The following is a 25,581-nucleotide window of genomic DNA, read 5'->3' on the forward strand; positions in this document are numbered from 1 at the left end:
AGCAACTCCTCTATTATTATAATGGTTTAATCGTACTCCAATTACGACAAGCTGGGCATAACCAATCGAGAATTTTGCTATTAAAACCACAGCTTAAGCATCGATAGACCGGTTTATTTTCCATTAATTTTTTGATAAGACCTTTTAAACTATTTAAATTACTTTTATCGGTCAGAGAACAACTTTCTTGTGCTAAATGCAAGTCAACTAATTGATAGAGACCAGGTAGCGAAGGCTTTGCTTGTAATTGCTGAGTCAGAAACTGTAGTGCTTTATCGTTATCTTTTTCTTGAATCAATTTAACAATAGCCAATGAAAGCGGCGTCTGCGCATGCTCGGCAAGCGTTTCATGTAAATAACTGAGTAGTCCTATCAATCCCGATTGATGTTGTAAGTAACATTGATTAAGTGGCTCTAAGGTTTCAGTAATATAATCGGGGTCTTGTTTTTTTATCGCTTGATAGATAGTGATCGCTTCTTCCCATTTTTCCGCGGTAATAGCCAATTTTCCTTTAATCAGATTAGCGCGAACACAATGTGCATCATACTTTAAAGCAAGCTCTAAAAGTTTAATGACTTCTTTTTGGTTCGCTTGAGTGTTTAATAAATTTTGTGCTAATTCACAATGATAGTGAGCAATATTTTTAAAAATCTTGCTATCCCATTTTGAAATTTTTTTCGCCTGCTTAATGGCAATTTCCCAACGTTTTTGTTGTTGGTAAATTTCTAATAGATAGCGTACGGCGATACGGGCATATTCGCTATCATCATGGTTGATCACTTCGAAAAATAAACGCTCTGCCCTATCTAATAAACCTGCGCAATAATAATCTCTTCCTAAGGCTAACAACGCCTGCAATTTTTGTGCATGGGCAAGATTAGGCCTAGCAATCAAATTTTGGTGCAGCCTAATAGCACGATCAATTTCACCTCGCCGACGGAATAACACACCTAAGGCTAAGTGAGTTTCCACTGTTTCAATGTCAACCTCGAGTATCTTAATAAAGGTATCAACCGCTTTATCGGACTGCTCATTGAGTAAATAATTTAAACCACGTAAATACTCACGATTGCATTCATGTTTCTTACTCGAACTTGAATTAGAAAATTGAAAATAAGCGATATACCAACCAGAAGCGGCGGCAATCGGAAGCAATAGAAACAGTAACTCCAGCATAGTCACGCTCATTAGAAAGTGGTTAACACTGTAGCCTGTTAATGCTGATCTTTAAATGGCAAAGCTCTTAAGTTGCTCAGTTCTTTTTCAACTAAGATCAATCGATGTCGCAAACGCCGATTAACATACTTGAGTTTTATATAGGTAATTAAAGCAGTTAATAAACCTAATAAACCACCTAAAATAAAACTAAGTATGGTTAATAAAGAAAGCGGTAATCGTTTAGTGTCCCAATAATAATTTACACTGACCAGATCGGCATTCAGACCAGCAAAAATAAGTCCCAATATAAATAATACCATCAGGAACAAATATGTAATGCATCGCATAGACTTACCTACTCAATGGGAACTTATACTAAATTAGTTTTACATTAAGCTAAAGTTCTAGTGACAACCAGAACTCTAGCTTTACTGCAAAATCATCCTTCATTTAAGCCCATGCTATTTCCTTAAACAATAAGAAAACAGCAATTATTTAGTGACTGCTTTTTCTTCTAAAGGAAGGAGAGAAAGTGAAATGTGACGATTTTTTCGATCAAGATTTAAAATTCTTGCATCTATTTCTTGTCCCACTTCAAAATTTTTTCCTTCTTCGCCATACTCAGCTAGTTTAAGCTGAGCTTCGATATTATTACCTAAATCAACTTTCACCCCTTCGTCGTTGACTTCAGTTATTTTTCCTTTGACCATTTGGTCTTTACTGTATTTATCAAAAGGATGCGATGATTCGGTATCCAATTGTTTGATACCTAGCGAAATACGTTCACGCTCAGGATCTATCGATAAGATAATCGTTTCTAATTCATCACCTTTTTTGTACTTACGTACCGCATCTTCGCCGGATATATTCCATGCGATATCCGATAAATGGACTAAGCCATCGATGTTACCGGGTAAACCGATGAAGAGACCGAAATCAGTAATCGATTTGATTTTACCGGTAATGCGTTCGCCTTTAGCATGCGTATTCGCGAAATCTTCCCAAGGATTAGATTTACACTGTTTAATACCTAAAGAAATACGACGTCGATCCGAATCAATATCTAATACGACGACCTCAATTTCCATACCTGCTTGAACAATTTTATTCGGATTAATGTTTTTATTGGTCCAATCCATTTCTGAAACGTGGACTAAACCTTCAACACCTTCTTCTATTTCGACAAAGCAACCATAATCGGTCACATTAGTCACTTTACCTTTCAAACGTGTACCGACAGGATAACGTTTAACTAAGTCTTCCCAAGGATCGCCGACTAATTGTTTCAGCCCTAATGACACTCGACCTCTATCTCTTTCGATCTTGAGCACCACGACTTCAATTTCATCGCCTATGGTTAATACTTCACTCGGTTGTTTGACACGCTTCCAGGAAATATCGGTGACGTGTAATAAACCATCAATGCCACCTAAATCGATAAATGCACCGTAATCGGCTAAGTTTTTTACGATACCCTTAATGACTTGACCTTCTTCTAATTCAGTTAATAACTGTTCGCGTCCGGCTTGACCTTCGGATTCCAGTACCGCGCGTCGTGATAAAACAATATTGTTACGCTTAGGATCGAGCTTAATGACCTTAAATTCCAGGTCTTTACCTTCGATAATGCTAGAATCACGTACCGGACGTACATCCACTAATGAACCCGGTAAGAAAGCGCGCAGATTACCGATTTCTACTGTAAAACCACCTTTTACTTTTCCAGTGACCTTCCCCGTCACCACTGTATCGGCATCGTGTGCACGCTGTAACGCCGTCCACATTTCTGCACGTTTGGCTTTTTCACGCGATAAACGTGTTTCACCAAAACCATCTTCTAAAGATTCTATGCTGACATCAATTTGGTCGCCAACTTGGACTTCTAACTCGCCGGCTTCATTATAAAATTGCTCAATGGGAATCAAACCTTCGGATTTTAAATTCGCATTGACAACAACTCGGTCTTTTTCGATGCGGACAACGGTCCCGGTAATAATCATCCCGGTGTAAAAAATACGTTCGGAGAAATTCTCCTCGAGTAACTGTGCAAAACTCTCACTCATATAGTTATATCACTTGTTCTTTTTTAGAGAACCACGGTTAAGGCGCAATATGCGCGGTTAATATTTAGGTATAGGGTCATTTGGCACGATAATGGTCATAAATCGCGGTATTTCTGCGTTTCGTTACTCACATACTACGTGTATGCTCCGTTACAATACTCGAAAAACCACACTTTCTGACTCATCTTCGCTGAATGACGACACACCTGCATTAAGCTAATTTTTAGGAAATCTCTAGCCTAATGCCCCTGTTACGTTTTCGCTTGAGCCTGTGGTAACTTACTTTTGATAAGTTGTAACACCTCTTGAATGCTTAAGTGCGTCGTATCGATAGTAATAGCTTCCTTAGGCGCTATGAGTGGCGCTACTGGGCGCCGCCTATCTTGACGATCACGTTGCTCAAGCTCTACTCGCACAGCGTTAAGGCTAACATGCTTCCCCCTTGCCTTCAACTGTAAATAACGCCGTTTAGCACGTTCTTCGAGACTCGCTTCAAGGAAAATTTTAAGTTGTGCGTCAGGAAAAACAATACTGCCCATATCCCGACCGTCTGCTACCAAACCGGGAGCACGACGAAATGCTCGTTGATAGGCTAATAATGCCTGCCGAACCTTAGGATAGCCCCCTAATTTCGAGGCTAATTGACCTATTTCTTCGGTACGAATGTCATCAGTAATATCCTGCTGTCGCCAAAAAATTCTAAGCAACTGTTCAGAAGAATGAACGCTAAAATTTAGCGCTAAGTTTGTCGCTAAAGGAATCAAGCTATCTTCTTCAATAGGCGTTTGTGTGGCTATCGCAATCCAGGCGGCGGCGCGATAAATAGCCCCGCTATCGAGAAAATGCCAACCTAGTTCTTGGGCTAATAAGTGGCTAATCGTACCCTTACCTGAACCACTTGGGCCGTCTATGGTAATCACCGGAATAGGCAATTTTTTTTCGGGTGTTAACAACATGCTAAATAAGCCTTCCAAGCCAATTTTCGGTAGTGCTGGGCTTTCGCCGCAGGATCCTTTGCTTGATAAATACCCCGACCGACTATAATGATATCCGTGCCATTTTGTGTAATCGCCTGTTCGGGAGAGATATAGTGTTGACCAAGACCATCGGCAGCTTTAGCATCGGATTGAACGCCAGGGGTCATGTGGATGAGACCTGGGTTTTCGGTTAATTGATGCTGAGCAATAAACCCCATGACAAAATCGGGATAGTGTTTAGCCATGCTAATACTCGCTTCGGTATAAGCGCCTGTGGCTAAAGAACCCGTGGAACTCATTTCCGCAAGTAACAATAACCCGCGTCCTCTCGGGAGGCCGACTTCTTGTAAACCTTGGATTACGCCTGGACCAGGAACCGTGTGGGCATTAACGAAATCTGCCCAATCGGCGATCTGGTAGACCCCTCCCGCATATTGTTGTTTAACGGTATAACCAATATCAGCAAATTTACGATCTTCAAAGATTAAAAACTGATGCTTTTCAGCTAAATGTTTCAGTTGCTTAATAAAATTAGGTGTGAAATCAGACAATATATCGACATGGGTTTTTAATAGGCAAATTTCCTCGCCTACTTTATCAAGTAAACTTAGTAATTCAGCAGCATGACTAACATCAGCAGATAAACAAAGATTAGTTTGTTTTTCTGCTATCAGTTGACATAAACGTTGCGCACTTGCGTTTAAACAAACCGTTGCTCGTTCGGCAAAACTTAATTTTTTATTTTTTTTTGACATTTATTGACTTAGTAAGGAATCAAATGCAACCACCTGTGTCGTAAGATGCATCTCGGTATTAAGTTGTTCGGCTACTTGTTTCATTTTCTCTGGTTTAATTTCCGGACCCACAAAAACACGCGTCAACACACCTAACAAACTTTTGTATTGACGACTATAAGCATTAAAACCTTTACGCCTTAAGGTCTGGACCAAATTTTCAGCTTGTGCAGGATCTTTAATATCGGGTAATTCAACTACCCACGCTTTTGCTGGTGTCAAAGGATAGTTTAGCAAATTTTTGATACTCGGCTTATCTGAAATCATAGGTAATAATGCAGCGCTCGGTGGAACCGGTGGGCTGGGAATAGTAAACGAAAGTAAATTGTCAGCACGATAATCTTTCATCATTAAAGGCACAAAAATAACCAATAAAGCGATAATGACAAGAATACTAATAAAACTAACACGTTTAATTGGAAAAGCCACAGGCTATCTCCGCATTTTGATAATATGCTATTACACAAGAATTTTTGGATAGAAACAAGAATTTTTTTAAGATGGTTTGATGTTAAAATCAGTAATTAAAAATTCTATTTAAGGATACCATGATTTGAGTCAAAAAAATTATCCCTTATCTCAACCTAAATCATGGCATCTACTTTTATTTTTTTAATTTGTAAAATTAAAGTCAATTACTTGATAAAAAGCATTTCCTGTATCCGAAATTTCCCAGACAGCTAGAATCACATGATAACCCGTACGCACAGGTAGCGTAAAGTGATGTGTAGGTCCTTCTGTAGGTGCTGGACAACTCCAAAAAGGCTGACATGGATTTTCAAATACAGCAATTGGGTTAGAATCGAACTGTTCACGTGTTAGCACTTGATTCGAATGCCAACCTACTCGAGTTATAAAATAATTATGACGGCGAGTTCCGTGTGGTGCAGTATAAACCCATCGAAACTCGACAGTTTGACCCGATCTAACAGGGTGTTTGTACCAGTCTCTGACTTCATCAAGAATAAACGCATTACTCTGACCTGCACTGGCAATTCTGCCGTCCTCAGGAGGAGTCACGTTTGGAACATCCGATGGAACAACAGGATCGGTAAGACCGCTTACGCGTGCCGGAAAGAATTTACCAGATTCTAAGCCGTTAGCTCTCCAATCTGCTAAGTAAATATCTGCTCGCGATTGGGGGATTGTTATCCTACCATGTCGTGGTTGTGGATTTGCTTGAGTTTCTACGCCTCCGACGACTCCATTTCTATTTTGGGTGGGTTCATAATTATTTATTTGATGAATATGTTCTACCATAATATTACTCCTGTAATGATGTGGTTTTGTTTAAAAAATTTATCCATGAGATTACTTAACTCATTAGTAAAATAAATACTTAAAGTGAAGTATTCGTTGAATAATAACGTTTTTTTTTATTTTTAATTTTACCTAATTATTCAAAAATTTAAAAATACATAATAAGCCACTATCTTCTCATTACACCTAAAATACAGAAAATATAGATAAGAAATAAGAAATTTAACGAATTTAACAAAAAATATTTTTATTTTTTTGAATTATCCATGATTTTAATAAATTCAAACTGCCCAATCATTGCTGCTGTTGTAAATAGTCACGAATATCCTCTGGGGGCAGATAGAGCGTTTTAAGGATGGGACATTCGGTGATTGAAACACTACCATCACAAACCTTTTCCCAATCCATTAAAGCCTGTTTTATACGCTGCAAACCCTTTATTTTAGTTTCAATGTAAGAAATTTTTTGTTGCATGCGTAACTTTATCTGCAGACTGGGTAATTGATTAGTTTCTATATCAAGCAAACATTTAATTTCATTTAAATCGAAACCAACCAACTTCGCGTTTTGAATAAAATAAAAATAGCGTACGAGACTTTCTGGATAGAGACGAAAATTCCCTACACTGCGTTTTGACATAGGAATTAAACCAATTTTTTCATAATAACGTATCGTTACTGGGGTTTGCTGAACTAATTTAGCCAACTTTCCAATGGTGTAATATTTCATATTAAGCCCTATCTTTTCAAAAATTAATGATTATTTAGTTAAAACAATAACGACAATCCCACGCTGTAAGTATTATCATTAGTAGAAAGATTATTTTCTTGAAATAACGTTTGCGTGTTACCATAATTACCGGTGTGTTGGTATTGTACATACACAGCAAGTGTTGGATTGATTTGATAATACGGTCTTAACGTTAACTGCAATTCGTTGAATCCACTACCGACTAAATCACGCGCAACCGTTTTACTTGCAAATAAACCTTCTACTTCGGTTCGGATAAAAAAATTATGCGCTATTTGTGTATCGCGACTAAAGTCTAGATCCAGTTTACTACTGCCGTTATGATAGTAGGCTCGAATATCGGTTTGGATAAAATAAGGGGCTAAGCCTTCAATACCCATGCCCGGTTGAAAATAAGGCGTCAGCGCCGGACGATACACATAATTCACACCCCCTTTAATTGCCCAGAACTGACTAATAGCATGCCAATAAAACATATCCAGATTCGCATTTTCAATAACGCCCTGCCTGATTTCGGCTTTTTCCAAATATAATTGCAGCTTGTTATGATCACCGCCAAACATCCATTTATAAGTAATTTCTTGATCGTTATTAATTAAATTTTGATTAACATCCAATAAATTTGCACTAAAAAATCGCGGCACATGATCCGCAGGATGATCGACTAAGCTTTGATCGATAGGTAAATGCTGAACACGAACTATCGCTTGATTTACATAAGTTAAAGGTTTAACGATATTTTGCGCCGTCTGCTTTGCAGGTGTCACATCGATCAATGTAGTGTATTGGAATACCCGTGCCATTCCGGCTGCCATGTGATAAAGCTGGTGACAATGAAAAAACCATTGTCCACTTGCATCGGCATCTAGATCGACGACCACTGTCGCCATCGGTGGCACAACAACCGTGTGTAACAAAGGATCGTAAGCACCATGCCCATTACGTAAAATAAACCAATGACCATGAATGTGCATGGGGTGATCCATCATCGAATGATTAGTAAATATTATTCGATAACGCTTTCCGGGTTTTAATAAAATTGGTTTTGCATTATTCATGGTCACGCCATTAATGAACCAAATATAACGATTCATATAACCGGTTAAATCCATGTGTATGGTTTTTTCTATCGGTTTATTAGGATTATTGGTCTTAACGGCTGCAATTATTTTTTGATAGGGCGCACCTACTGTTAAACCTGTTAAACTTTTCATGTTCGACATGGGTGTGTTGTGCATGCTCATACCCGGCATAGCCGAGGAACTCATGGTAGGCAAAGAGTTGGAATGCATTTCCATTGCCATGTTACCCATTATAATTGGGGCAGGTTCAGGAAAAGGTTTAACGTCTTGAATATTAACCGCTACATTCGGCGTGGTGGTAAGTACACCCATGGCACTGCCTAAGGTATCCATTGATTCAGCATAAATAATCGTAGCACCTAAATGCTTAATGGATACTAAAACATCATAGGTTTCACCTGGCTCAATCTTGAAGTGTTCGACTGTGTAAGGTTTGATGTTATTACCATCGATTTGAACAATTTTCATCCTGCCGCGATCCAACTTGACATTATAATTAGTGCTCGCCCCTGCCCCAATAAAACGGAGACGAACGGTATCACCTAATTTCACCTTGCGTGTCCAAGGTCGTTGACTTACCTGTCCATTCAGTAAATACGCATCGTAAGCAATATCACTAAAATCATAAATATTCATACGACTTTTTTGCATCATTTTATAACTACGCAACAATTGATGGCGTTTTAAAGGCGTAGCGTTTCTATAATCGTGAATAAACTTGAATAAGGAAGCTTGTAAAGGAAAACGTGAATCATAATAGCCATCGACTTTTTTAAGATTGGCATATATTTGCTGCGGACGTGTGTTGCTCCAGTCAGACAATACGACGACAAAATCTTTATTATAGTGATGAGCAACGGGGGTTTTAGCATCGATAATAATACCACCATACAAACCTTGTTGTTCTTGAAAACCATCATGGGCATGATACCAATAACTCCCGGATTGGTGCGGTGTAAAACGATACTGGAAAAAACCCCCGGCGGGTATGGGTTGTTGACTCACACCACTTACCCCATCCATTTGCCAAGGAACCAACAAACCATGCCAATGAATAGTAGTGCCGACATTAAGATGGTTATACACATTAATAAGGACCGGTTGGCCTTCTTTTAGGTGTAAAATGGGACCAGGAATTTGATTGTTGACGCTAATCGCTTGCGTCGGTGTTCCAGTAAAATTGACCTGTTTATACGCCACAGTCAAATTAATAATCTGAGTTTTGGCTTCAGCGGAATTCACAAATAACAACGCAAAACTGAGAGTAAAACTGTAAGCCAGGGCAACAATAGGTTTCATGTAAAGCTTTAGGATTAATGAGATTAAATAAATAATAAGATTAACCTTAAGGTTAAAGTCAATAGCGCTAGAGATTATACATTGATATCAAAAATATACCATTAAAACGCTACTGTTTTCGTGTCAAATGACTGCAAGTGGCCGTGTGCTACTTACAACACTTGCGGGTTCTTTTCGAGAAAAAAGTAATATTTTGCTATGAAACTGTTCTAAATCGGCCCGATGGCCAATACTAATCAAACTCGTATTAGGTAGCAGTAAACGTAAATTTTGATAGGCGTTAATCTGTGACGCATCATCTAAGGCTGAAGTCGCTTCATCAAGAAATAATATGTCCGGTTTATTTAAAACGCTCCTAATCAATGCCATTAATTGCTGCTCGCCAGGCGAACATACTTGCTGCCAAGGCTTAATCTCATTTAGTTCATGTTGAAATTTTGCTAAACCAAAACGTCTCAGGAGTTCCCTTAACTCATCATCCATCATTGCAAGTTGAGTAGGATATAAAAGAATCTCTTTTAATGTTCCTATCGGGAAAAATGTTTTTTGCGACAGAAAAAAAGAGGTTTTATCTTTTGGGAAATAAATAGTCCCTACAGCAAACGGCCAAACTCCGGCCAGAGTACGCATCAATGAACTTTTACCGAGACCTGAGCAGCCTTTTATTAAATAATTCTCGCTTAAATCCAAAGACAAATTAAGGGGTCCTAGTAATAATTCTCCATCAGGTAAAAATAAATTTACGTTATTCAATATAATACGATCGCTTAGATTATTTTTTCGTACATTAATTTGCTAGGTAATAATGCACTTGTTCGATGGCTTTATTTAACTCAGTTAGACGCACAATAACCGAATTCCAATCAGCCAATGAAGTATAAACCTGCATCAACGTAGTAAATGAAGAGGCCACACTACCAAAAGCATTGGTAATTTGTACTAATCCACCCAGCTGTATTTTTTTGCTTAAAAAAAGTGGGATAGCAAACAGCGTTGCGATGGGAACACTCGCTCACCAAAACCCATAGATAAAAAGGTTAAACGTTTTTTTATTTGAATGACATCAATAAAATTATGATAAATTTTATTAAATAAATTATTAAATTGACTAGCTTCTGACGGCTCTCCGTGTTGTAAAGCAATCTCATCTCTGGACTCACGAAATTTTATTAACGCAAAGCGGAAATTAGCATTATAACGCTGTTGATGATAATTATAGCTGATTAATTTCTTGCCGATTCGATTGGTTAACCAGATACCTACACCACCGAATAAACAAGCGGCCCAGAATAAATAACCGGGTATTGGAATAACGATATGATGCCCAAGCGGAAAGGTAAAATGACCACCAATTCGCCAAAGTATCGTGCCAAATGAAACAAACAGCATTATTGATTGCAAAACTTGAAACGTTATTCCTAAAGTCAATTGTGTGAATTGATCCATATCTTCACTAATACGCTGATCGGGATTGTCTATTTTTTTTGTTAAAAACTGAAAACGATAATAATTTTTATTGGCTAACCAATTAGCCAAAGTATTTTTAGTCAACCATTGTCGCCAACGTAAAGCGAGTAAGCCATTCACATAAAACGCAAAACCATAAGCTAAAAATATCAGTGTAATGGACATAACCATTAATAATAAATTCTGCAACATTAATGGCTTATTAAAATTTTGTAAGGCATTAAAAAAATTCTTATTAACGTAGCTGTACCATACATTTCCTTCTACTGCAGCGATCGTAAAAAATAAATTTAAAAAAAGTAAGGTATAAGCAAGTTTTTTTTCTTCGGATTGCCAATAAGGCTTTAGTAAACGCCAAAAACTTAGCCAGAAATTCCTATTAAAGGTAAAATGTTGATTTTATTTTTTCATTTTATTTGACTACTGCCTTTTTTCTCTTTCATTCTACGCACTTTCAAGGCGGATCTGAGCGCAGTAAGAGCTTACGGGAAAGCAGTATTCAGTGCTAGTTTTAAAAATGCATAAAAAAGGACGTATAAATCATAAAAGATAATAAATTATCCATTTAAATAATTAATTGGGACGAGCATTAAACCACTCAACCAGCGATACGGATACACACGTTTTTCCATTTTTTGAATTTTGAATAATCTATTTTTACAAAAATCAAAATTTTTTATTTCTTCACTATAAGTATTGACTACTTTCCAAAGTATCACAGATAAATCAAGCTTAATCCTAAGCCCTGAAGGAAACCAATTTTAGTTCACATATACTGTTTCGAGTAAAACTGTTGTCCACTTGGACATGCAAACGTATGCTGGCATGCGACTGTCTCTGTAAGACAGCCGCAAATCTTTTTAACAGCCTTCCCAATATTTGGGTTGTTGTTTGAATAGTGTCACGTTTTCGGTTATCTCTGACCAATTAGCTTCTATTTGCTGTAACCTAAGTTTAATGATAATACTAATATTGTCTTCAAGTTGATTGATGATATCTTTGATTAAATTTAGATTATTTTTAACCACATCAATTTGATTAACTAAATAGTTACAAAGTTCCAAAGCATTTTCTGCTGCCACTTCATTAACAAAATCTCTCATGACGAGATGATCACACCAAAGTCTTTTATAAGCTAACCAATCATCAAGTTTCATCGCTTCACGCACTGAATTTTTAAAAACCTCAACATCCATACCATTATTTTGATACGCTTCTAAAAGTAATTTTATTTCATCGGATATTTTTTTTACCTCAATTTTATTTTTTTCATTATTACGATTAATCCGGTCGATCCTCTCTGTCAAAGTTTCCACTGTCACAACGAATGCAGGTTTTTTTTCAGGTAATTTATCAGCTATTGAGCTTAAAAAAGGTATTTCCATGTTTAACACCACGGTCAAATAATCTATATCAGCAAACATTTGATATAATAACTTACCTAGTTTATCAGAATATTTATTAGAATTAATACTTAAATCTTTTATAGATTTTAATGAGTTTAATAGGGGTTTTTTTATAACATCTTGAGTACTATTCATTTTTTTACCTCCTTGTAGGTATATGTAATAGATAAATGAGTGTACTGTGTTTTTTGTTTTTTTGTTAAAAATTCATTAAATAACGCTATTTTGTAGGTAAAATTTAATCCTAATATTTTTTTAGTCAGACTTGCAAGCGCTTAATTAAAACTTTATTTAAAAAGTGTTTGAATAAATTAAGCCAAAATTCTTAACACTTACTTTATTTAGTGCATTTATTGAAGTTTTATTTTTTATGCTTTTTAATGGGATTTTTTAGACCCCATTGAAATTAAGGAAAACCTATGACTAAAAAATTAGATTCACATGAAATAGCTTCGATGTATGCTCAAATTGACAATTTAAGTGAGGATAATTTAATCCTTTTAGCTGATAACGACCCTATTATTAATGGAGAAGAAACTAAACAAGAGGTAAGCAATGTGTTGGGTTTAAATAGTGATATGCAAAACTATACCAATTCATTAGAAGTACAATTGCCTATCACCTTAGAGGGAGCGGGTCTTCCAGATATTAAACCTACGCAGTTACAAGCTCAAAACAATGCAAAAACTTGGCGAATTGAAATTAATCCGCAAATTTCTAAAAACTACACAAAATCATTAGCGCTGACTAATCTTATACTGGCTTGGGGAGAAAATGATATTGATCAAACCATCGATGAGGCAATCAATGAGCAAGGAACCCAAGCATTAAAAGATGTGGTATTAATGTATGCAGATGAAGCAAACCTATGCAGCACAAATGCTAAAAACACAGCAGATAAGTTAAATGATTTTTATTCAATTTTTATAGAAGATGGTAAAGCTTTTCAAGATTTATATAATCAAATAGATAAAGTCTATGGCAAATCTTCAGAGAAAAGAAAACAACTTGATGCTGATTTAGAAGCTTATCAAAAACAAATTGTTGGTTATAACGTAGGTATAGGTTTTGCTTCAGCCGCTATCGTGGGAGCGACGTTAGGATCGGTGCTATTTGTAGCTCTTAAGGCTAATTTACCGGGTAAAAAAGTGGCAAAAATTGCAGGTGGAACATTGAGTGCAATTGGAAGTGTTACGGGTATTATATCGGAGCTTATGGAACAAAGACAGGTAGCACAAGAAAAATATTTCTCTACGGCAAATCAAATTAAATATATCGAGGAACAGTGTGCTATTGCAACAACGCTTAACAAAAATATAGGTTTTTCGTTAGACCTAAATAAAAAAATAACCCCACAAGTTGGTTACTTGAGTCGCAGTTGGAATACCGTATCCAATAAATATTCAGAAATTGCTAATATTAAATTAACGAGTAATTCGGCTATTCTGCTTAAAATACGCTTAAAAAATGCTTATAGCACCGCTTTAGAATTGAAACCGATTATTCAACAATGTGAAATCAATCAATTGCTACCGGTACAAGTTTCTGACGAATTAGTTAGAACGCGAGCATTACCTCCTTCATTTGCTAACAAATTTATTCCTTCCGAAATATTTTTCAAATACCTTTATGACTTAAAAAAATAAACGGATAGTGATTTTAACTCACAAGATACGTTTCTTGTGAGTTTTTTAAGTATATCTAACAATTCACACAGAATAAGTCGATTACCTTGCTTTTTCATTAACATTTTCATTTAACTCCTTTAAATTAATTAATATTTAATTTTAATTAAAAATCAAAGGATAGTGTTACTAAATACTTTATATAGTTTATTTATTGTTAAGCTTATTATTTTGTTGTTTACTCAGGTTAATGAAGTAAGGAAATATAGTATGAATCAAATTTTAGATGCCAATGAAAAAACATCCATGTATGCGCAACTAAGTGATTTGTCGGAGGAAAAAATATATCTTTTAGCAGAGAACGATCCGATTATTAACAAAAAAGAAGTCGAAGATCAAATTACTCAAGTACTCGGTTTAAATAGTGATATGCAAAATTACACTAATTCCCTCGAAGCACAGCCACTTATTCGATTAGAAGGTTACGGTTTACCCGATATTATTCCCATACAAACCCAAGCAAAAAAAAATGCTGAATATTGGAGAAATAAAATTAATCCAGAAATTTCTAATCAATACACGATTTCATTATCGCTGGCGAATTTAATCATCGTATGGGGGGAAAATGATATTAATCAAACTATCGATGAAGCATTAGCCACACCAGCTGGAAAAGAAAATTTATTAGCTTTAATGAAATTGTATGCTAACGATGCCAATAAGTGCAGTCAATCTGCGCAACAAACCTCAAGTAAAATTAACGATTTTTATGTGCTATTTCTGGAAGATGGTAAAGCATTCCAAGAGTTATATAATCAGATAGACAAGATTTTCAATAGTTCATCGGGAAAAAGAGCGACGCTGGAGAAAAAATTAAAAGAATGTCATGATTTAATTGTTTATTATAATGTCAGTATTGGCATCACGTCTGCTAGCTTGGCCTTAGCAGTATTAGGTTCCGTATTATTTACAGTGATTAGAGTACCCAGTTTTAAAATTATAGCTGGGACCATTGGATTTGTAGGCGGCGCTGCAGGCCTTTTGAAAGAACTTGTACAGCGTCGCGACGAACAATATGTTATTTATCATCAAACGAGTCAAGAGCTTAATTACATCAATACACAGTGCGCTATTGCTAAACTTTTAAATGAAAATTTAGAACAAAGTATCAATTTAAACGGAAAAATAACACCACAAATTAGATACTTAAGTAGTAGCTGGAATACGATATCAACTAAATATGCTGAAATTGAACGAAATATAAGGGACGGAATGAATAGTAATTTAGCGCTTTTACTCAAATTACGGCTTAAAACGGCTTATAAAACGGCTAAAGAGCTTTTACCCATATTTAAACAATGTCAAAAAAATCAATTATTGCCTATTTCAGTTTCGAACAATTTAGCTGACACTTTATTATTACCTCGTTCATGGGCGAATAATTATATCGACTCAGATGTTTTTTTTGAATTTTTATATACTAACAAAAAATAATCAACTTAATAAACAACAAGCACACCTTGTGGGGTGTTTGTTGTTTAAACTTTGCAATTTTATCTTGGTTCGAAACGAGATTTTATCTAATTCTAAATAGATCCCCCACCCGCATAAAATAAAACTAATGCGACAGCAATGAACACCGTTCCCCAGGTTAATTGTCGCCATTCACCGGCAAAGAGGCGTCCTATTACCAAAGAACTGAAACCCAGCATAATACCGGTGACGATATTACAGGTTAGTACAATAAAGGCAGCACAGAACAATCCTGACAAGGCATCGACCAAATCAGCAAAATTTAGTTTTGATACATTACTTAACATCAATAAGCCAACATACATTAAAGCGGGCGCCGTGGCATAGGCGGGCACTAAATAAGTCAGCGGTGAAATAAATAGTGTAAGCAAGAATAACAGTCCTACTATCACGGCTGTTAAGCCGGTTTTTCCTCCCACTGCTGTTCCTGCGGCGGATTCAATATAAACCGCCGCGGGTGAAGCACCGATTAAACCTGCAAAAATACTACTCACAGAATCTGCCGTTAAAGCTTTCGATTCGTTTTTCATCGGTTGATTGGTGTGCAACAATTTTGCTTGACTGGCTACAGCATGAATCGTACCGGTTGCATCGAATACCGCTGTCATGACTAAAGCTAAAACACTCGGTAATACGCTAGGATGTAATGCTCCGATAATATCCAAATGCAAAAATAATGCGTCTGCTTTTGCATTAAATAAATGCGGTACAGCAAACAATCCTTGAAATTTAACCTGCGGATCGAAACATAAACCCAACATCGAAATAAATATAATCACCCATAGCACGGCTCCAGGAATACCCCTTCTTTCCAAACCAAAAATCATCGCCAAGCCTAACAACGTCATCAGTGCTGGAAAAGAAGTAAACACACCCAAATGCAGTGGTAATCCTTGCTGCGTATTTTTAATGATTAAACCGATGCTGCTTGCGGCAATCAATAACAAAAACAAACCTATCCCTATCCCAATACCACACGCCACACCCTGCGGTAAATTACGTAGTATCCAAGCACGTACCCCGGTTACCGAAATGAGTGTAAACAAAATTCCTAACCAGAACACCGCACCCAAGGCAATAGGAATACTGAGATGTTGCGTTAAGACGATACTGAAAGTTGTAAATGCAGTGAGCGAAACTGCACAACCTATTGCCATTGGCAAATTGGCCCATAATCCCATCAACAAAGAACCAAACGCCGCCACCAAACACGTGGTAATAAAAGTTGCTAACGGCGGAAAACCGGCCAGCTTTAACATATTCGGTATAACCACCACGGAATATAGCATGGCTAAAAAAATAGTGATGCCAGCCATCACCTCACGCTGTAACGTACTACCCCGTACATGGATTTTAAAATAGAATTCTAATAAATTTTTCTTTTGCTGGATCATGTTTACCTCAGAAAGTATTGATCAAATCTATACTCACAACAATAGGATTTTTGGCAGCGTATAATTAACTATCTAAATAACGGTAGATAGCTGCAGCAGTATGAAAAGAACCAAAAACCAGCAAGCGATCATTTTTTTGTAACTGACGATAAGCCTGTTGAAATGCTAAATCGGGTGAAGAGAACTCTAAAATTGTTTGATTGATTTCAAGATCTAATAATGATTGTTTTAAATTTTCAGCCTTCGCGCCGCTTTCTTCAATTAAATCACAGACATACCAATGATCAACATGGTGCTTTAAAGGACGCAAAGTATTGCTAATATCTTTATTGACCAACATACCCGCTATCGCATGCGTATTTCCTAAACAAGGAGTATTTGCTAAACGTTTTGATAAACATTCTCCGCCTGCAGGATTATGTGCGACATCGATAATAATTTGACATGCATTTTTTTCAATGATATGGAATCGACCTGGCACGAAAACGCGCTTCAAACCTTCTTGAATGGCAAGCGGAGTAATAATAAAATGTTCACCGAGTAATTCGACCGCTTGCAAAACTGTCGCCGCATTCTGACAATCTATGTTAGGTAAAGGTAAATCACGCAGAGTAAGATGTTGGCTCATCCATGACCAGGATTGAGCCTGTATTTTATAATCAAATTCTATGCCTTGGCGATATAAGGGACACGCTAAAGATTGAGCTGCGTTGAGTATCGATTGCGGCGGTGCAAAGTCGCCACAAACACACGGTCGATTCGGACGCATAATACCGGCTTTTTCGAAACCGATTTTTTCTCGTGTATCTCCCAACCAATCCACATGATCGAAATCTATCATGCTGATAATAGCCAAATCCGAGTCGACACAATTGACGGCATCCAAACGCCCACCTAAACCTATTTCTAGAATAATCGCATCTAATGCGGCTTGTTTAAAAGTCCATAAAGCCGCTAAGGTACCAAATTCAAAATAAGTCAATGGAATATCAGCGCGATTTTTTTCAATATGAAGAAAAGCTTGGCACAAATCGTCATCACTAATGGAATGTCCAGCTATTTGAATACGTTCCTGATAACGAATAAGATGCGGTGAAGTGTATGTACCCACTCGGTAACCCGCAGCACTTAAAATAGCAGCGGTCAAAGCAACATTAGAACCTTTGCCATTCGTTCCAGCAACCGTCACAACCGGACAATTAAAATTGACTAACGCTAAGCGCTCTGCGACTTGTGAAATGCGTTCTAGACCTAAATCGATGCTATTTGGATGACACTTATCAATATAAGTTAACCAATCAGATAATGTACAAGCACTCAAACTTAATTCATTAGATATCATCATTAGCAATGGCGGTAAGTGTATAACGTCCTTGGTTTGCGGCCATGAGTTTATTTAATAGCGAAGCAATTTTATCCTTTAATTCCCTTCTGTCGACAATCATATCGATGGCGCCATGTGTTAACAAAAATTCACTGCGTTGGAATCCTTCCGGTAAAACTTGACGTACCGTTTGTTCAATGACACGCGGACCGGCAAAACCTATTAACGCTTTGGGTTCGACAATAATAATATCCCCAAGATTAGCAAAACTTGCCGATACACCACCCATGGTTGGATCGGTTAGTACCGAAATAAAAGGAAGTCCTTTTTGCTTCAGTTTGCCCAAGACAGCACTGGTCTTTGCCATTTGCATTAATGAGAATAAACCTTCTTGCATCCGTGCTCCGCCACTTGCAGAAATACAGATAAAAGGAATATCCTCTTCTATCGCCCTTAACACACCTTGTACAAAACGTTCACCTACCGCAGCGCCCATCGATCCACCCATAAAATCAAACTCAAATGCTGCGCAAACGACTGCTCTATCATGTAGTTTTCCTTGCATGACTAACAAGGCTTCTTTTTCGCCAGTTTTTTTCATTGCTGAATGCAAACGATCTTTATATTTAAATTGATCTTTAAATTTAAGTCTATCCACTGCTTCTATTTGATTTGCTATTTCTTGACCGGTTTCAGGATCTAAAAGTTGTGATAAACGTTTACGCGCCTTAACGCGATGATGATGGTTACACGTAGGACAAACCATCAGATTACGTTCAAATTCTGCACGATATAATACCGCGCCACAGGACTCACATTTAATCCAACTATTTTCAGGAACTTTCGTGGTGTTTCGAACCACGGTTCGAATTCCTTTTATGACTTTTTTTAACCAACTCATAAGCTTCCTATAACCTCTCGCCCACTAAATAAAAATTTTTCTCAATCCTTAAGTATATACCCTCTTCAGCAAGATATGCGTAAATTAACCACCAATTTTCAACAATTCCCAATAATGTTGATAAATACTTTCTGCTGGACCCACATCATCTTGAACCCTACCCCGCTGCAAGGTTTTTTTATCGGGATAGATCATCGAATTATTTAAAGTGGCTTTAGGCATCATTTTGTACGCAGTAAGATTAGGAGTCGCAAAACCCGTCGCTAAACTTATTTTTTTAGCAATATCCGGCCTCAGTATGAAATTGATAAAAGTATAGGCATTATTTAGATGTGAGGCGCCTATCGGAATCGCCATACTATCGATAGAAATCACAAAGCCTTCTTTAGGATAAATAAAACGTAAAGCAGGATTTTCTTGTGCGGCTTGATAGACATCACCATTCCAAGCCATGCCAAGCGTCAAATCTTCATCTATAAAAAGTGACTTTACACCATCATTATTAAACAAACGTACATTGGGCATTAATTGTTTTAATTTTAAATAAGCTAAACGAATATGTTCAGGATGGGTGTCATTTGGCAAAAAACCTAACACCATCAATGCCATTGAAAAAACTTCATGGACATCATCTAATAACAATAATTGATTTAGATAAACCGGATTCCAAAGAGTTGACCAAGCTTGTAATTGCTGTGCTGCATGGTATTTGCTATTAACAACAATTCCCGTTGAGCTCCAAAAATAGGGGATACTATAATGATTACCCGGATCATACGATTTATTGAGTAACGCTGGATTTAGATGTTTAAAATTAGGTAAACGGGATTTATCTAAAGCCTGCAACATGCCTTGTTGACGCATCCGATCCACATAGTAAGTGGAAGGTACAATAACATCGTATCCGGTACGCGGATTGGCTTTAAGTTTCGCATACAAGGTTTCATTACTATCATAAGTAGTATAATTGACTTTGATCCCGGTTTCTTGCGTAAATTCTTTTAATACATCGTTAGAAATATAGTTCGACCAATTATAAATATTAACAATATTTTCTGTCGTATAGGCAGGGCTAGCATACAAGCAAAACCATAAGATAAAGAAACAAACGCGACGCATAATTATTGATTAACCTTTTTAGGTAATGCGAGTTGGAAGGCAACTACGATAAATAGCGTAATAGCAAACATCACTGAACATAGGGCATTTAATTCAGGTTTTAATCCAATACGCACTAACGAATAGATATATAAGGGTAAAATTTGAAAATCAGGACCGGTAACAAAAAAACTAATGATCACGTCATCTAATGATAAAGTAAAACTTAATAGCCAACCCGCTAATATGGCCGGCCATAACATAGGAATAATAATCCGACGAAAACTCATAAAGTCAGTCGCACCTAAATCACGCGCAGCTTCAAAAATATTTTTATCTAAACCGGTCAGTCGACTATAAACCGTGACGGCCACAAATGGAATACAAAAAGTAATATGTGATAATAACAATGTCCAAAAACCCAAGCGCATATGCAGTAAAAAAAATAAAATAAGTAACGAAATTCCCATCACAATATCGGGCGAGACTATCAATACAAACAATAAACCATGCAATAAATGCTTACCAAAAAAACGATAACGATACAGACAAGTTGCGGCAATAGTTCCTATCAATGTCGCAAAACTAGCCGCTAACACACCCACTTCTAATGAATGCAAAGCGACTACGGCAAGATCGCTATCATCACCTAACTGTTTATACCAATCTAAGGTAAATCCATGCCAAAGTAATGAATAGGTCGAATTATTAAAGGAATAAATAATCAACAAAATAATAGGAAAGTAAAAAAAGCAGTAGATCACTGCCAAATAACTAAATTTCGCCAATCGGTTCATCGTGATATTGTCCTAGTTTGTTGGCACGTCGATACAGTAACAACAACACACCCATCGCTAAAGTAAGTACCATACTCACCGCAGAACCTAATGGCCAATTATTTGCGGATAAAAATTCGTTTTGAATAAGATTCCCAACTAACAACGACTTAGCGCCACCTAAAATATCTGGAATATAAAACATACTCATTGCTGGCAAGAACACTAAAATAATTCCTCCCATAATACCCGGAAACGTTAACGGTAAAATTACGCGTGTAAACGTAGTTACGGTATTCGCTCCTAAATCGCGCGCTGCATCGATAAATTGTGTATCTAATTTTTCAATATTGGCATATAAAGGCAAAATCATGAATGGAAGTAAGCTATACACTAAACCGATAATGACCGCCGTACTGGTATACAAAATGGTTAATGGATGATGAATAATCCCTAGCGTTAATAATACGGAATTTAATAATCCTTTCGCTTTCAATATGGAGATAATTGCATAGGTACGGATTAATGAACTGGTCCAAAAAGGAATAATCACTAAAAATAATAATAAACTTTTGTATTTAGAATCTAGTCTTGCTAAGAGATAAGCAAACGGATAACTGAGTACTAAACAAATTACACTACAAAGTCCAGCTACGCAAAAAGAATGCCAAAAAACTCTGAAATAAATAGGATTTAATAAAGCTTGATAATTTTGCAATGAAAATTGCCAACGAAAAAGATTTACTGGATCATTTTTCAGGAAACTGGTTATCAACACCAATAGCGTCGGCAATAAAGCAAATACAGACAGCCATAGCCAAACGATACTGATAGTGGTTCCTTTAAACAGACGATCAACTTTCATCGGGCAAAATAACCTCCCACCCAGGTATCCAATGCACCCAAACCGACTCGCCACTATGGAAATCTAATTTTTCATCATCTTCATTAAAAAATTGAGTAGCAGCCAATAAATTTTGACTTTGCAAACGCACCATCAGATCTACGGTTGAACCCTTGTAAATGACTTGCTCAACCACGCCGGGGAACATTTGCGAGGTATCCGTCACTTCAGCGGGTGACCAGACCTCGAGATCTTCAGGCCTAACTAAAGTATAAACTTTTTGATTCTTAGAAAAATGACGGCGATTTTTTAAAGTAAATTCTTTACCTTCGATTATTGCATGAAACACATCTTCATCAGCCGAAATAATTTGTGTTTCGAAAATATTGACCTCACCGATAAAACGGGCAACACGTAAACTATGCGGTTCTTCATAGACCTCGCGCGGTGTGCCGATTTGTTCGATACGTCCTTCATGCATCACCACAACCCGATCCGACATCGACAAAGCTTCTTCTTGATCATGTGTCACAAAAATAAACGTAATACCTAATTGCGTTTGCAGTTGTTTTAGTTCGAGCTGCATGGTTTTGCGCAATCGATAATCTAAAGAACTTAACGGTTCATCCAATAAAAGTATACTCGGTTTATTCACCACCGCTCGAGCAATCGCCACACGCTGCTGTTGGCCACCACTGAGCTGATAAGGTTTACGCTCACTTAAGTGCGCCAATTTCACCATATTTAATGCATCGTTAACTTGTTGTTGAATCTCAGCTTTCGATAAACCGCCTTTGCAACGCAAGCCAAACGCAATATTGTCAAAGACATTTAAATGCGGAAATAAAGCATAGCTTTGAAAAACGGTATTGACATGACGTGCTTGAGGCGATAATCCTTTGACATCAATACCATTAATACAAATGACCCCAGCATCGGGTTGCTCAAAACCTGAAATCAAACGCAATAACGTTGTTTTTCCACAACCGCTAGGACCCAGCAAGGTCAAAAATTCACCATGCCTCACCTCGAAGTTAATATCTTCTAATACGTCTTCGTCATCGAAGCGTTTAGTCACTCCTTTAAGTTCAAGGACATTGCCATTCATTACACAAGTAACCTCACTACAAGATATGAGACTAAAATTGCAAGGGATTATGCAATAGAGCTTCAGTAAAACCAAGTAGTTTATTAAAAAGCATCCATCGCCATGGCGAGCGCGAAGATGTGCGACAACCGAGTTAAAATAACTCCTCACTTAAATCATTCTAAAAAAATTATTTTCCAATTTCGGCAACACAAATTTTTCTGGATAAAAAACTTGGCATAAATACAATCCGTTAGGTGCAGCCGTTATGTCAGCGGCTTTTCGATTCCGTGCCAATAAAACTTCTTTAGCCCACTCAATGGGTTTTTTACCTGTGCCTATCGACATTAATACCGCACTAATATTACGTACCATATGATGTAAAAAAGCATTTGCTTGGATATCGATGATTACATAGTAGCCTTCACGCATCACCTTAATATGCTGCACTTCTCGTCGTGCACTCTTAGCTTGACAGCCTGCAGCACGAAATGAACTAAAATCATGCTCACCCATCAGATACTGCGCAGCAAACTGCATATCACTTTCATTTAAAGGAAAGTAATTATGACTTGTGTATTGATTCCACAGTGCATTTTTTAAAGAGTGATTATAAATAATATAATAATAACGACGTGCTGTGGCAGAAAATCGCGCATGAAAAGTACTATCCACAACTTGCACCCAGTTAACACGTATATCTGGAGGTAAAAGACTATTACAGCCTAACAACCAAGCACGTTGCGATCGTTGCACCCTGCTATCAAAGTGCGCCACTTGACCTAAGGCATGCACACCTTTATCGGTACGTCCGGCACAGCTTAAGCTTATTGGATGATCCGCAACTTGACTAATCGCCTGTTCTAAACAGGTTTGTATACACGCTAATCCTTTTTGTGACTGCCACCCATGGTAAGCGCTACCTTGATAAGAGATACCCAATGCAATTCTCATACTTATACTGTTCGCACTTGAATTTGTCTGTATTGCCGCTCAATTCGAAATCTTCATGGCTTTGGTTATACCATGATCACTGGCATAGACGTGGTACTTGCCAAAAATCCCACTGCTGTGAGTATATTTCCTAGATTACCGCGTACTTCGATGTTCGCAATAACGGATAAATTAAATCAGTGTAGCGATTTACACCTTATTCTTGGACGGAATACTTGCAGCAGAAATCATTGCTTTAAATTGCTGTAAACGAGCTTGAGCCGCCTGTGCTGCTTTTGAATCTGGGTATTGTTGGATTATTTTTTCAAACAATTCCATCGCCATTGGTTTATCACCTTTAGCAAAATAAGCTAAACCACACTGCAACATCGCATCGGGAACGCGTGCGTCTTGGCTAGAATGACTAATAAAACGTTTAAAAAAGTTAATCGCTGGATCAGCTTTTCCTTGTAACAAATACAACTGACCTAAAAAATAGTCTGCATTCGCAACATTTAAATCATTCGGAAACTTTTTATTGAATGTCTCAAAGGCTTCTATCGCTTCGTTGTATTGTTTAGTTTTTAATAGCTGAAAGGCTACCTGATAAGCACGCTCTCCCGCCGCCGTAGGCGCCGCATTCGGCATCATCGACTTTCTGTCCTTAGAAATTTGGTTTTTACTCCTACTCAGATCAACTAATGGACGTGGACCCAATGCGCTATTAACTGGACTCGAAACATTGACTGGTTTTCTAGAATAGTCGGCGCTTTGATTATTTCGCGGCGCTAAGCGTTTTTCTAATGCTAAATATTGATTACGCACTTGCTCTTCTAACACTTTGATCGCATGTTGTTGTGAATCAATTTTGCCTTGTAAGCTTTGTAATTGTTGTTGCAGATCGTCAACCTGCACCAACATGGGATTGAGATTAGTAATTTGACGTTCTAAAATCGTGACGCGTTGCTCCAACGAAAATGAAGCCGAATTACGCGGTATCGTTGGAGCACTCGGCGCTGCTGGATTCGGTGCTAGGTTGGGAAGTGAATTACCTGTTGTATTAGGCGGCTCATTGGCTTGAGCCGTAGGATTTGCAGCGTTAGTCATCGTAGCCGGAGCATCATCATCATCGTCATACGCATCAACGACGGGCGCCAGTGCATACGTGTGTGCGCTTAGTAATAAACCCACACAGCATAAGCAAAGCTTAATTGACTTAACGAGCCTCGAATTTACCCTTAGCATAGATAATTCCTAGTATTACATCTTATCGGTAATAACCGGAGTTTGATACTGTAAATCAGCACGACGATTTTTTGCATAATCCGCTTCGCTATGACCAAAAGCTACCGGTTTTTCTGCCCCATAACTGACCGTTAGGATTTGACTTGCGTTGACGCCATTTGCGATTAAAAATTGTTGAACACTTAAGGCACGGCGTCGACCTAAAGCAATGTTATATTCACGGCTGCCTCTTTCGTCGGTATTACCTGTTATCAATATTTTAGCTTGTGGATGACTAATTAGGTAATGTGCCTGTACTTGCAACGAAGGTTTATCTTCATCACGGACGAAACTTTTGTCAAAATCAAAATAATAGGTCTGATTACCGACTTGCATTGGATGTGTGCTCTCATCGCCATAAAAGCTACCTATATCTCCCGCTCCTTGTGTCAGTGCGCTATCGGCATAGGTCGGATTAGCCGAGGTTTCACCTAATTCACTTTTGTCTGCTGTGGAACAAGCAGCTAAACTTAACAACGCTGCAGCGATAACACTCATTTTGAACAATTTTTTTATTAACATATG

26 protein-coding genes are annotated in these 25,581 nt (G+C 37.5%); 3 read left to right on the forward strand and 23 right to left on the reverse strand.

What is annotated here, in order from left to right:
• Window positions 1-16: 16 nt before the first annotated feature.
• The 3 genes from lapB to rpsA form a co-directional block, all read right to left on the reverse strand.
• On the reverse strand, window positions 17-1,177 hold the full coding sequence (gene lapB, locus AACL18_RS03790; protein WP_339051516.1) for a lipopolysaccharide assembly protein LapB: 1,161 nt from the start codon (window positions 1,175-1,177) through the stop codon (window positions 17-19).
• A gap of 38 nt (window positions 1,178-1,215) precedes the next feature.
• The gene (locus tag AACL18_RS03795) at window positions 1,216-1,506 is read right to left on the reverse strand and encodes a LapA family protein (RefSeq protein ID WP_339051517.1); all 291 of its coding nucleotides are present in this window, start codon (window positions 1,504-1,506) and stop codon (window positions 1,216-1,218) included.
• 144 nt (window positions 1,507-1,650) lie between these two features.
• Complete coding sequence (rpsA, locus tag AACL18_RS03800; RefSeq protein WP_339051518.1) at window positions 1,651-3,222, reverse strand: 30S ribosomal protein S1; 1,572 nt, start codon at window positions 3,220-3,222, stop codon at window positions 1,651-1,653.
• Window positions 3,223-3,313: 91 nt separating this feature from the next.
• On the opposite strand from rpsA, the gene AACL18_RS03805 reads away from it, so the two are divergent.
• Window positions 3,314-3,442 (forward strand): hypothetical protein, encoded by a 129-nt coding sequence (locus AACL18_RS03805; protein ID WP_339051519.1) that lies wholly within the window; start codon window positions 3,314-3,316, stop codon window positions 3,440-3,442.
• Between the two features lie 31 nt (window positions 3,443-3,473).
• Here AACL18_RS03805 and cmk read toward each other — a convergent pair whose 3' ends face one another.
• The 10 genes from cmk to AACL18_RS03855 all read right to left on the reverse strand — a co-directional run bounded on the left by cmk (window position 3,474) and on the right by AACL18_RS03855 (window position 12,392).
• Window positions 3,474-4,178, reverse strand: a complete 705-nt coding sequence (gene cmk / locus AACL18_RS03810) for a (d)CMP kinase (RefSeq protein ID WP_339051521.1) — start codon at window positions 4,176-4,178, stop codon at window positions 3,474-3,476.
• The gene (gene pyrF / locus AACL18_RS03815) at window positions 4,169-4,954 is read right to left on the reverse strand and encodes an orotidine-5'-phosphate decarboxylase (RefSeq protein WP_339051522.1); all 786 of its coding nucleotides are present in this window, start codon (window positions 4,952-4,954) and stop codon (window positions 4,169-4,171) included. Before pyrF ends, cmk begins: the two co-directional genes overlap by 10 nt.
• Window positions 4,955-5,422 (reverse strand): SPOR domain-containing protein, encoded by a 468-nt coding sequence (locus tag AACL18_RS03820; protein WP_339051523.1) that lies wholly within the window; start codon window positions 5,420-5,422, stop codon window positions 4,955-4,957.
• Window positions 5,423-5,605: 183 nt separating this feature from the next.
• Window positions 5,606-6,253, reverse strand: coding sequence for a lytic polysaccharide monooxygenase auxiliary activity family 9 protein (locus AACL18_RS03825; RefSeq protein ID WP_339051524.1), 648 nt, complete (start codon window positions 6,251-6,253; stop codon window positions 5,606-5,608).
• 294 nt (window positions 6,254-6,547) lie between these two features.
• The gene (locus AACL18_RS03830; protein WP_339051525.1) at window positions 6,548-6,982 is read right to left on the reverse strand and encodes a MerR family DNA-binding transcriptional regulator; all 435 of its coding nucleotides are present in this window, start codon (window positions 6,980-6,982) and stop codon (window positions 6,548-6,550) included.
• 38 nt (window positions 6,983-7,020) lie between these two features.
• Entirely contained in the window at window positions 7,021-9,384 is a 2,364-nt protein-coding gene (locus AACL18_RS03835) for a multicopper oxidase domain-containing protein (protein WP_339051526.1), read from the reverse strand.
• Between the two features lie 123 nt (window positions 9,385-9,507).
• Entirely contained in the window at window positions 9,508-10,137 is a 630-nt protein-coding gene (locus AACL18_RS03840) for an ATP-binding cassette domain-containing protein (RefSeq protein WP_339051528.1), read from the reverse strand.
• 34 nt (window positions 10,138-10,171) lie between these two features.
• Window positions 10,172-10,384, reverse strand: a complete 213-nt coding sequence (locus tag AACL18_RS03845) for an SbmA/BacA-like family transporter (RefSeq protein WP_339051603.1) — start codon at window positions 10,382-10,384, stop codon at window positions 10,172-10,174.
• A complete protein-coding gene (locus tag AACL18_RS03850) occupies window positions 10,351-11,127 on the reverse strand; it encodes an SbmA/BacA-like family transporter (RefSeq protein ID WP_339051605.1) in 777 nt (258 codons plus the stop codon). The genes AACL18_RS03845 and AACL18_RS03850 overlap by 34 nt, the downstream gene beginning before the upstream one ends.
• 584 nt (window positions 11,128-11,711) lie before the next feature.
• Entirely contained in the window at window positions 11,712-12,392 is a 681-nt protein-coding gene (locus AACL18_RS03855; RefSeq protein ID WP_339051529.1) for a hypothetical protein, read from the reverse strand.
• A gap of 284 nt (window positions 12,393-12,676) precedes the next feature.
• Between AACL18_RS03855 and AACL18_RS03860 the strand changes: the two genes are divergently transcribed.
• On the forward strand, window positions 12,677-13,903 hold the full coding sequence (locus AACL18_RS03860) for an HBL/NHE enterotoxin family protein (protein ID WP_339051530.1): 1,227 nt from the start codon (window positions 12,677-12,679) through the stop codon (window positions 13,901-13,903).
• 249 nt (window positions 13,904-14,152) lie between these two features.
• Window positions 14,153-15,376, forward strand: a complete 1,224-nt coding sequence (locus AACL18_RS03865; RefSeq protein WP_339051531.1) for an HBL/NHE enterotoxin family protein — start codon at window positions 14,153-14,155, stop codon at window positions 15,374-15,376.
• A 92-nt stretch (window positions 15,377-15,468) separates the two neighbouring features.
• Here the strand turns inward: AACL18_RS03865 and AACL18_RS03870 are convergent, their stop codons facing one another.
• The 10 genes from AACL18_RS03870 to pal all read right to left on the reverse strand — a co-directional run bounded on the left by AACL18_RS03870 (window position 15,469) and on the right by pal (window position 25,578).
• Window positions 15,469-16,809, reverse strand: coding sequence for an NCS2 family permease (locus AACL18_RS03870; protein ID WP_339051532.1), 1,341 nt, complete (start codon window positions 16,807-16,809; stop codon window positions 15,469-15,471).
• A 64-nt stretch (window positions 16,810-16,873) separates the two neighbouring features.
• Complete coding sequence (gene folC, locus AACL18_RS03875) at window positions 16,874-18,154, reverse strand: bifunctional tetrahydrofolate synthase/dihydrofolate synthase (protein ID WP_339051533.1); 1,281 nt, start codon at window positions 18,152-18,154, stop codon at window positions 16,874-16,876.
• Entirely contained in the window at window positions 18,141-19,034 is an 894-nt protein-coding gene (accD, locus tag AACL18_RS03880; RefSeq protein ID WP_339051534.1) for an acetyl-CoA carboxylase, carboxyltransferase subunit beta, read from the reverse strand. Before accD ends, folC begins: the two co-directional genes overlap by 14 nt.
• Before the next feature lie 84 nt (window positions 19,035-19,118).
• Window positions 19,119-20,153 (reverse strand): spermidine/putrescine ABC transporter substrate-binding protein, encoded by a 1,035-nt coding sequence (locus AACL18_RS03885; RefSeq protein WP_339051536.1) that lies wholly within the window; start codon window positions 20,151-20,153, stop codon window positions 19,119-19,121.
• Window positions 20,154-20,155: 2 nt separating this feature from the next.
• On the reverse strand, window positions 20,156-20,929 hold the full coding sequence (gene potC / locus AACL18_RS03890) for a spermidine/putrescine ABC transporter permease PotC (protein ID WP_339051537.1): 774 nt from the start codon (window positions 20,927-20,929) through the stop codon (window positions 20,156-20,158).
• A complete protein-coding gene (potB, locus tag AACL18_RS03895; protein WP_339051538.1) occupies window positions 20,907-21,773 on the reverse strand; it encodes a spermidine/putrescine ABC transporter permease PotB in 867 nt (288 codons plus the stop codon). Before potB ends, potC begins: the two co-directional genes overlap by 23 nt.
• On the reverse strand, window positions 21,763-22,860 hold the full coding sequence (gene potA, locus AACL18_RS03900) for a spermidine/putrescine ABC transporter ATP-binding protein PotA (protein WP_339051540.1): 1,098 nt from the start codon (window positions 22,858-22,860) through the stop codon (window positions 21,763-21,765). The genes potB and potA overlap by 11 nt, the downstream gene beginning before the upstream one ends.
• 150 nt (window positions 22,861-23,010) lie before the next feature.
• Window positions 23,011-23,793, reverse strand: coding sequence for a tRNA pseudouridine(38-40) synthase TruA (gene truA, locus AACL18_RS03905; protein ID WP_339051541.1), 783 nt, complete (start codon window positions 23,791-23,793; stop codon window positions 23,011-23,013).
• 189 nt (window positions 23,794-23,982) lie between these two features.
• Window positions 23,983-25,017 carry a tol-pal system protein YbgF gene (gene ybgF / locus AACL18_RS03910; RefSeq protein ID WP_339051542.1) on the reverse strand — a complete coding sequence of 345 codons (1,035 nt, stop codon included), beginning with the start codon at window positions 25,015-25,017 and terminating at the stop codon, window positions 23,983-23,985.
• A 15-nt stretch (window positions 25,018-25,032) separates the two neighbouring features.
• Entirely contained in the window at window positions 25,033-25,578 is a 546-nt protein-coding gene (pal, locus tag AACL18_RS03915) for a peptidoglycan-associated lipoprotein Pal (protein WP_339051543.1), read from the reverse strand.
• Between the last annotated feature and the right edge of the window lie 3 nt (window positions 25,579-25,581).

This window comes from Rickettsiella endosymbiont of Xylota segnis (assembly GCF_964019545.1).
Classification (GTDB): domain Bacteria; phylum Pseudomonadota; class Gammaproteobacteria; order Diplorickettsiales; family Diplorickettsiaceae; genus Aquirickettsiella.

Bases quoted from the DNA above. Each gene is read 5' to 3' on its own strand.
- potA (WP_339051540.1), bottom strand. From the start codon at position 22,860: ATGAATGGCAATGTCCTTGAACTTAAAGGAGTGACTAAACGCTTCGAT.
- rpsA (WP_339051518.1), bottom strand. From the start codon at position 3,222: ATGAGTGAGAGTTTTGCACAGTTACTCGAGGAGAATTTCTCCGAACGT.
- cmk (WP_339051521.1), bottom strand. From the start codon at position 4,178: ATGTTGTTAACACCCGAAAAAAAATTGCCTATTCCGGTGATTACCATA.
- AACL18_RS03805 (WP_339051519.1), top strand. From the start codon at position 3,314: ATGGTCATAAATCGCGGTATTTCTGCGTTTCGTTACTCACATACTACG.
- folC (WP_339051533.1), bottom strand. From the start codon at position 18,154: ATGATGATATCTAATGAATTAAGTTTGAGTGCTTGTACATTATCTGAT.
- AACL18_RS03860 (WP_339051530.1), top strand. From the start codon at position 12,677: ATGACTAAAAAATTAGATTCACATGAAATAGCTTCGATGTATGCTCAA.
- pal (WP_339051543.1), bottom strand. From the start codon at position 25,578: ATGTTAATAAAAAAATTGTTCAAAATGAGTGTTATCGCTGCAGCGTTG.
- pyrF (WP_339051522.1), bottom strand. From the start codon at position 4,954: ATGTCAAAAAAAAATAAAAAATTAAGTTTTGCCGAACGAGCAACGGTT.
- AACL18_RS03795 (WP_339051517.1), bottom strand. From the start codon at position 1,506: ATGCGATGCATTACATATTTGTTCCTGATGGTATTATTTATATTGGGA.
- AACL18_RS03825 (WP_339051524.1), bottom strand. From the start codon at position 6,253: ATGGTAGAACATATTCATCAAATAAATAATTATGAACCCACCCAAAAT.
- AACL18_RS03865 (WP_339051531.1), top strand. From the start codon at position 14,153: ATGAATCAAATTTTAGATGCCAATGAAAAAACATCCATGTATGCGCAA.
- accD (WP_339051534.1), bottom strand. From the start codon at position 19,034: ATGAGTTGGTTAAAAAAAGTCATAAAAGGAATTCGAACCGTGGTTCGA.
- lapB (WP_339051516.1), bottom strand. From the start codon at position 1,177: ATGCTGGAGTTACTGTTTCTATTGCTTCCGATTGCCGCCGCTTCTGGT.
- AACL18_RS03870 (WP_339051532.1), bottom strand. From the start codon at position 16,809: ATGATCCAGCAAAAGAAAAATTTATTAGAATTCTATTTTAAAATCCAT.
- ybgF (WP_339051542.1), bottom strand. From the start codon at position 25,017: ATGCTAAGGGTAAATTCGAGGCTCGTTAAGTCAATTAAGCTTTGCTTA.
- truA (WP_339051541.1), bottom strand. From the start codon at position 23,793: ATGAGAATTGCATTGGGTATCTCTTATCAAGGTAGCGCTTACCATGGG.
- AACL18_RS03830 (WP_339051525.1), bottom strand. From the start codon at position 6,982: ATGAAATATTACACCATTGGAAAGTTGGCTAAATTAGTTCAGCAAACC.
- AACL18_RS03885 (WP_339051536.1), bottom strand. From the start codon at position 20,153: ATGCGTCGCGTTTGTTTCTTTATCTTATGGTTTTGCTTGTATGCTAGC.
- AACL18_RS03855 (WP_339051529.1), bottom strand. From the start codon at position 12,392: ATGAATAGTACTCAAGATGTTATAAAAAAACCCCTATTAAACTCATTA.
- potB (WP_339051538.1), bottom strand. From the start codon at position 21,773: ATGAAAGTTGATCGTCTGTTTAAAGGAACCACTATCAGTATCGTTTGG.
- AACL18_RS03835 (WP_339051526.1), bottom strand. From the start codon at position 9,384: ATGAAACCTATTGTTGCCCTGGCTTACAGTTTTACTCTCAGTTTTGCG.
- potC (WP_339051537.1), bottom strand. From the start codon at position 20,929: ATGAACCGATTGGCGAAATTTAGTTATTTGGCAGTGATCTACTGCTTT.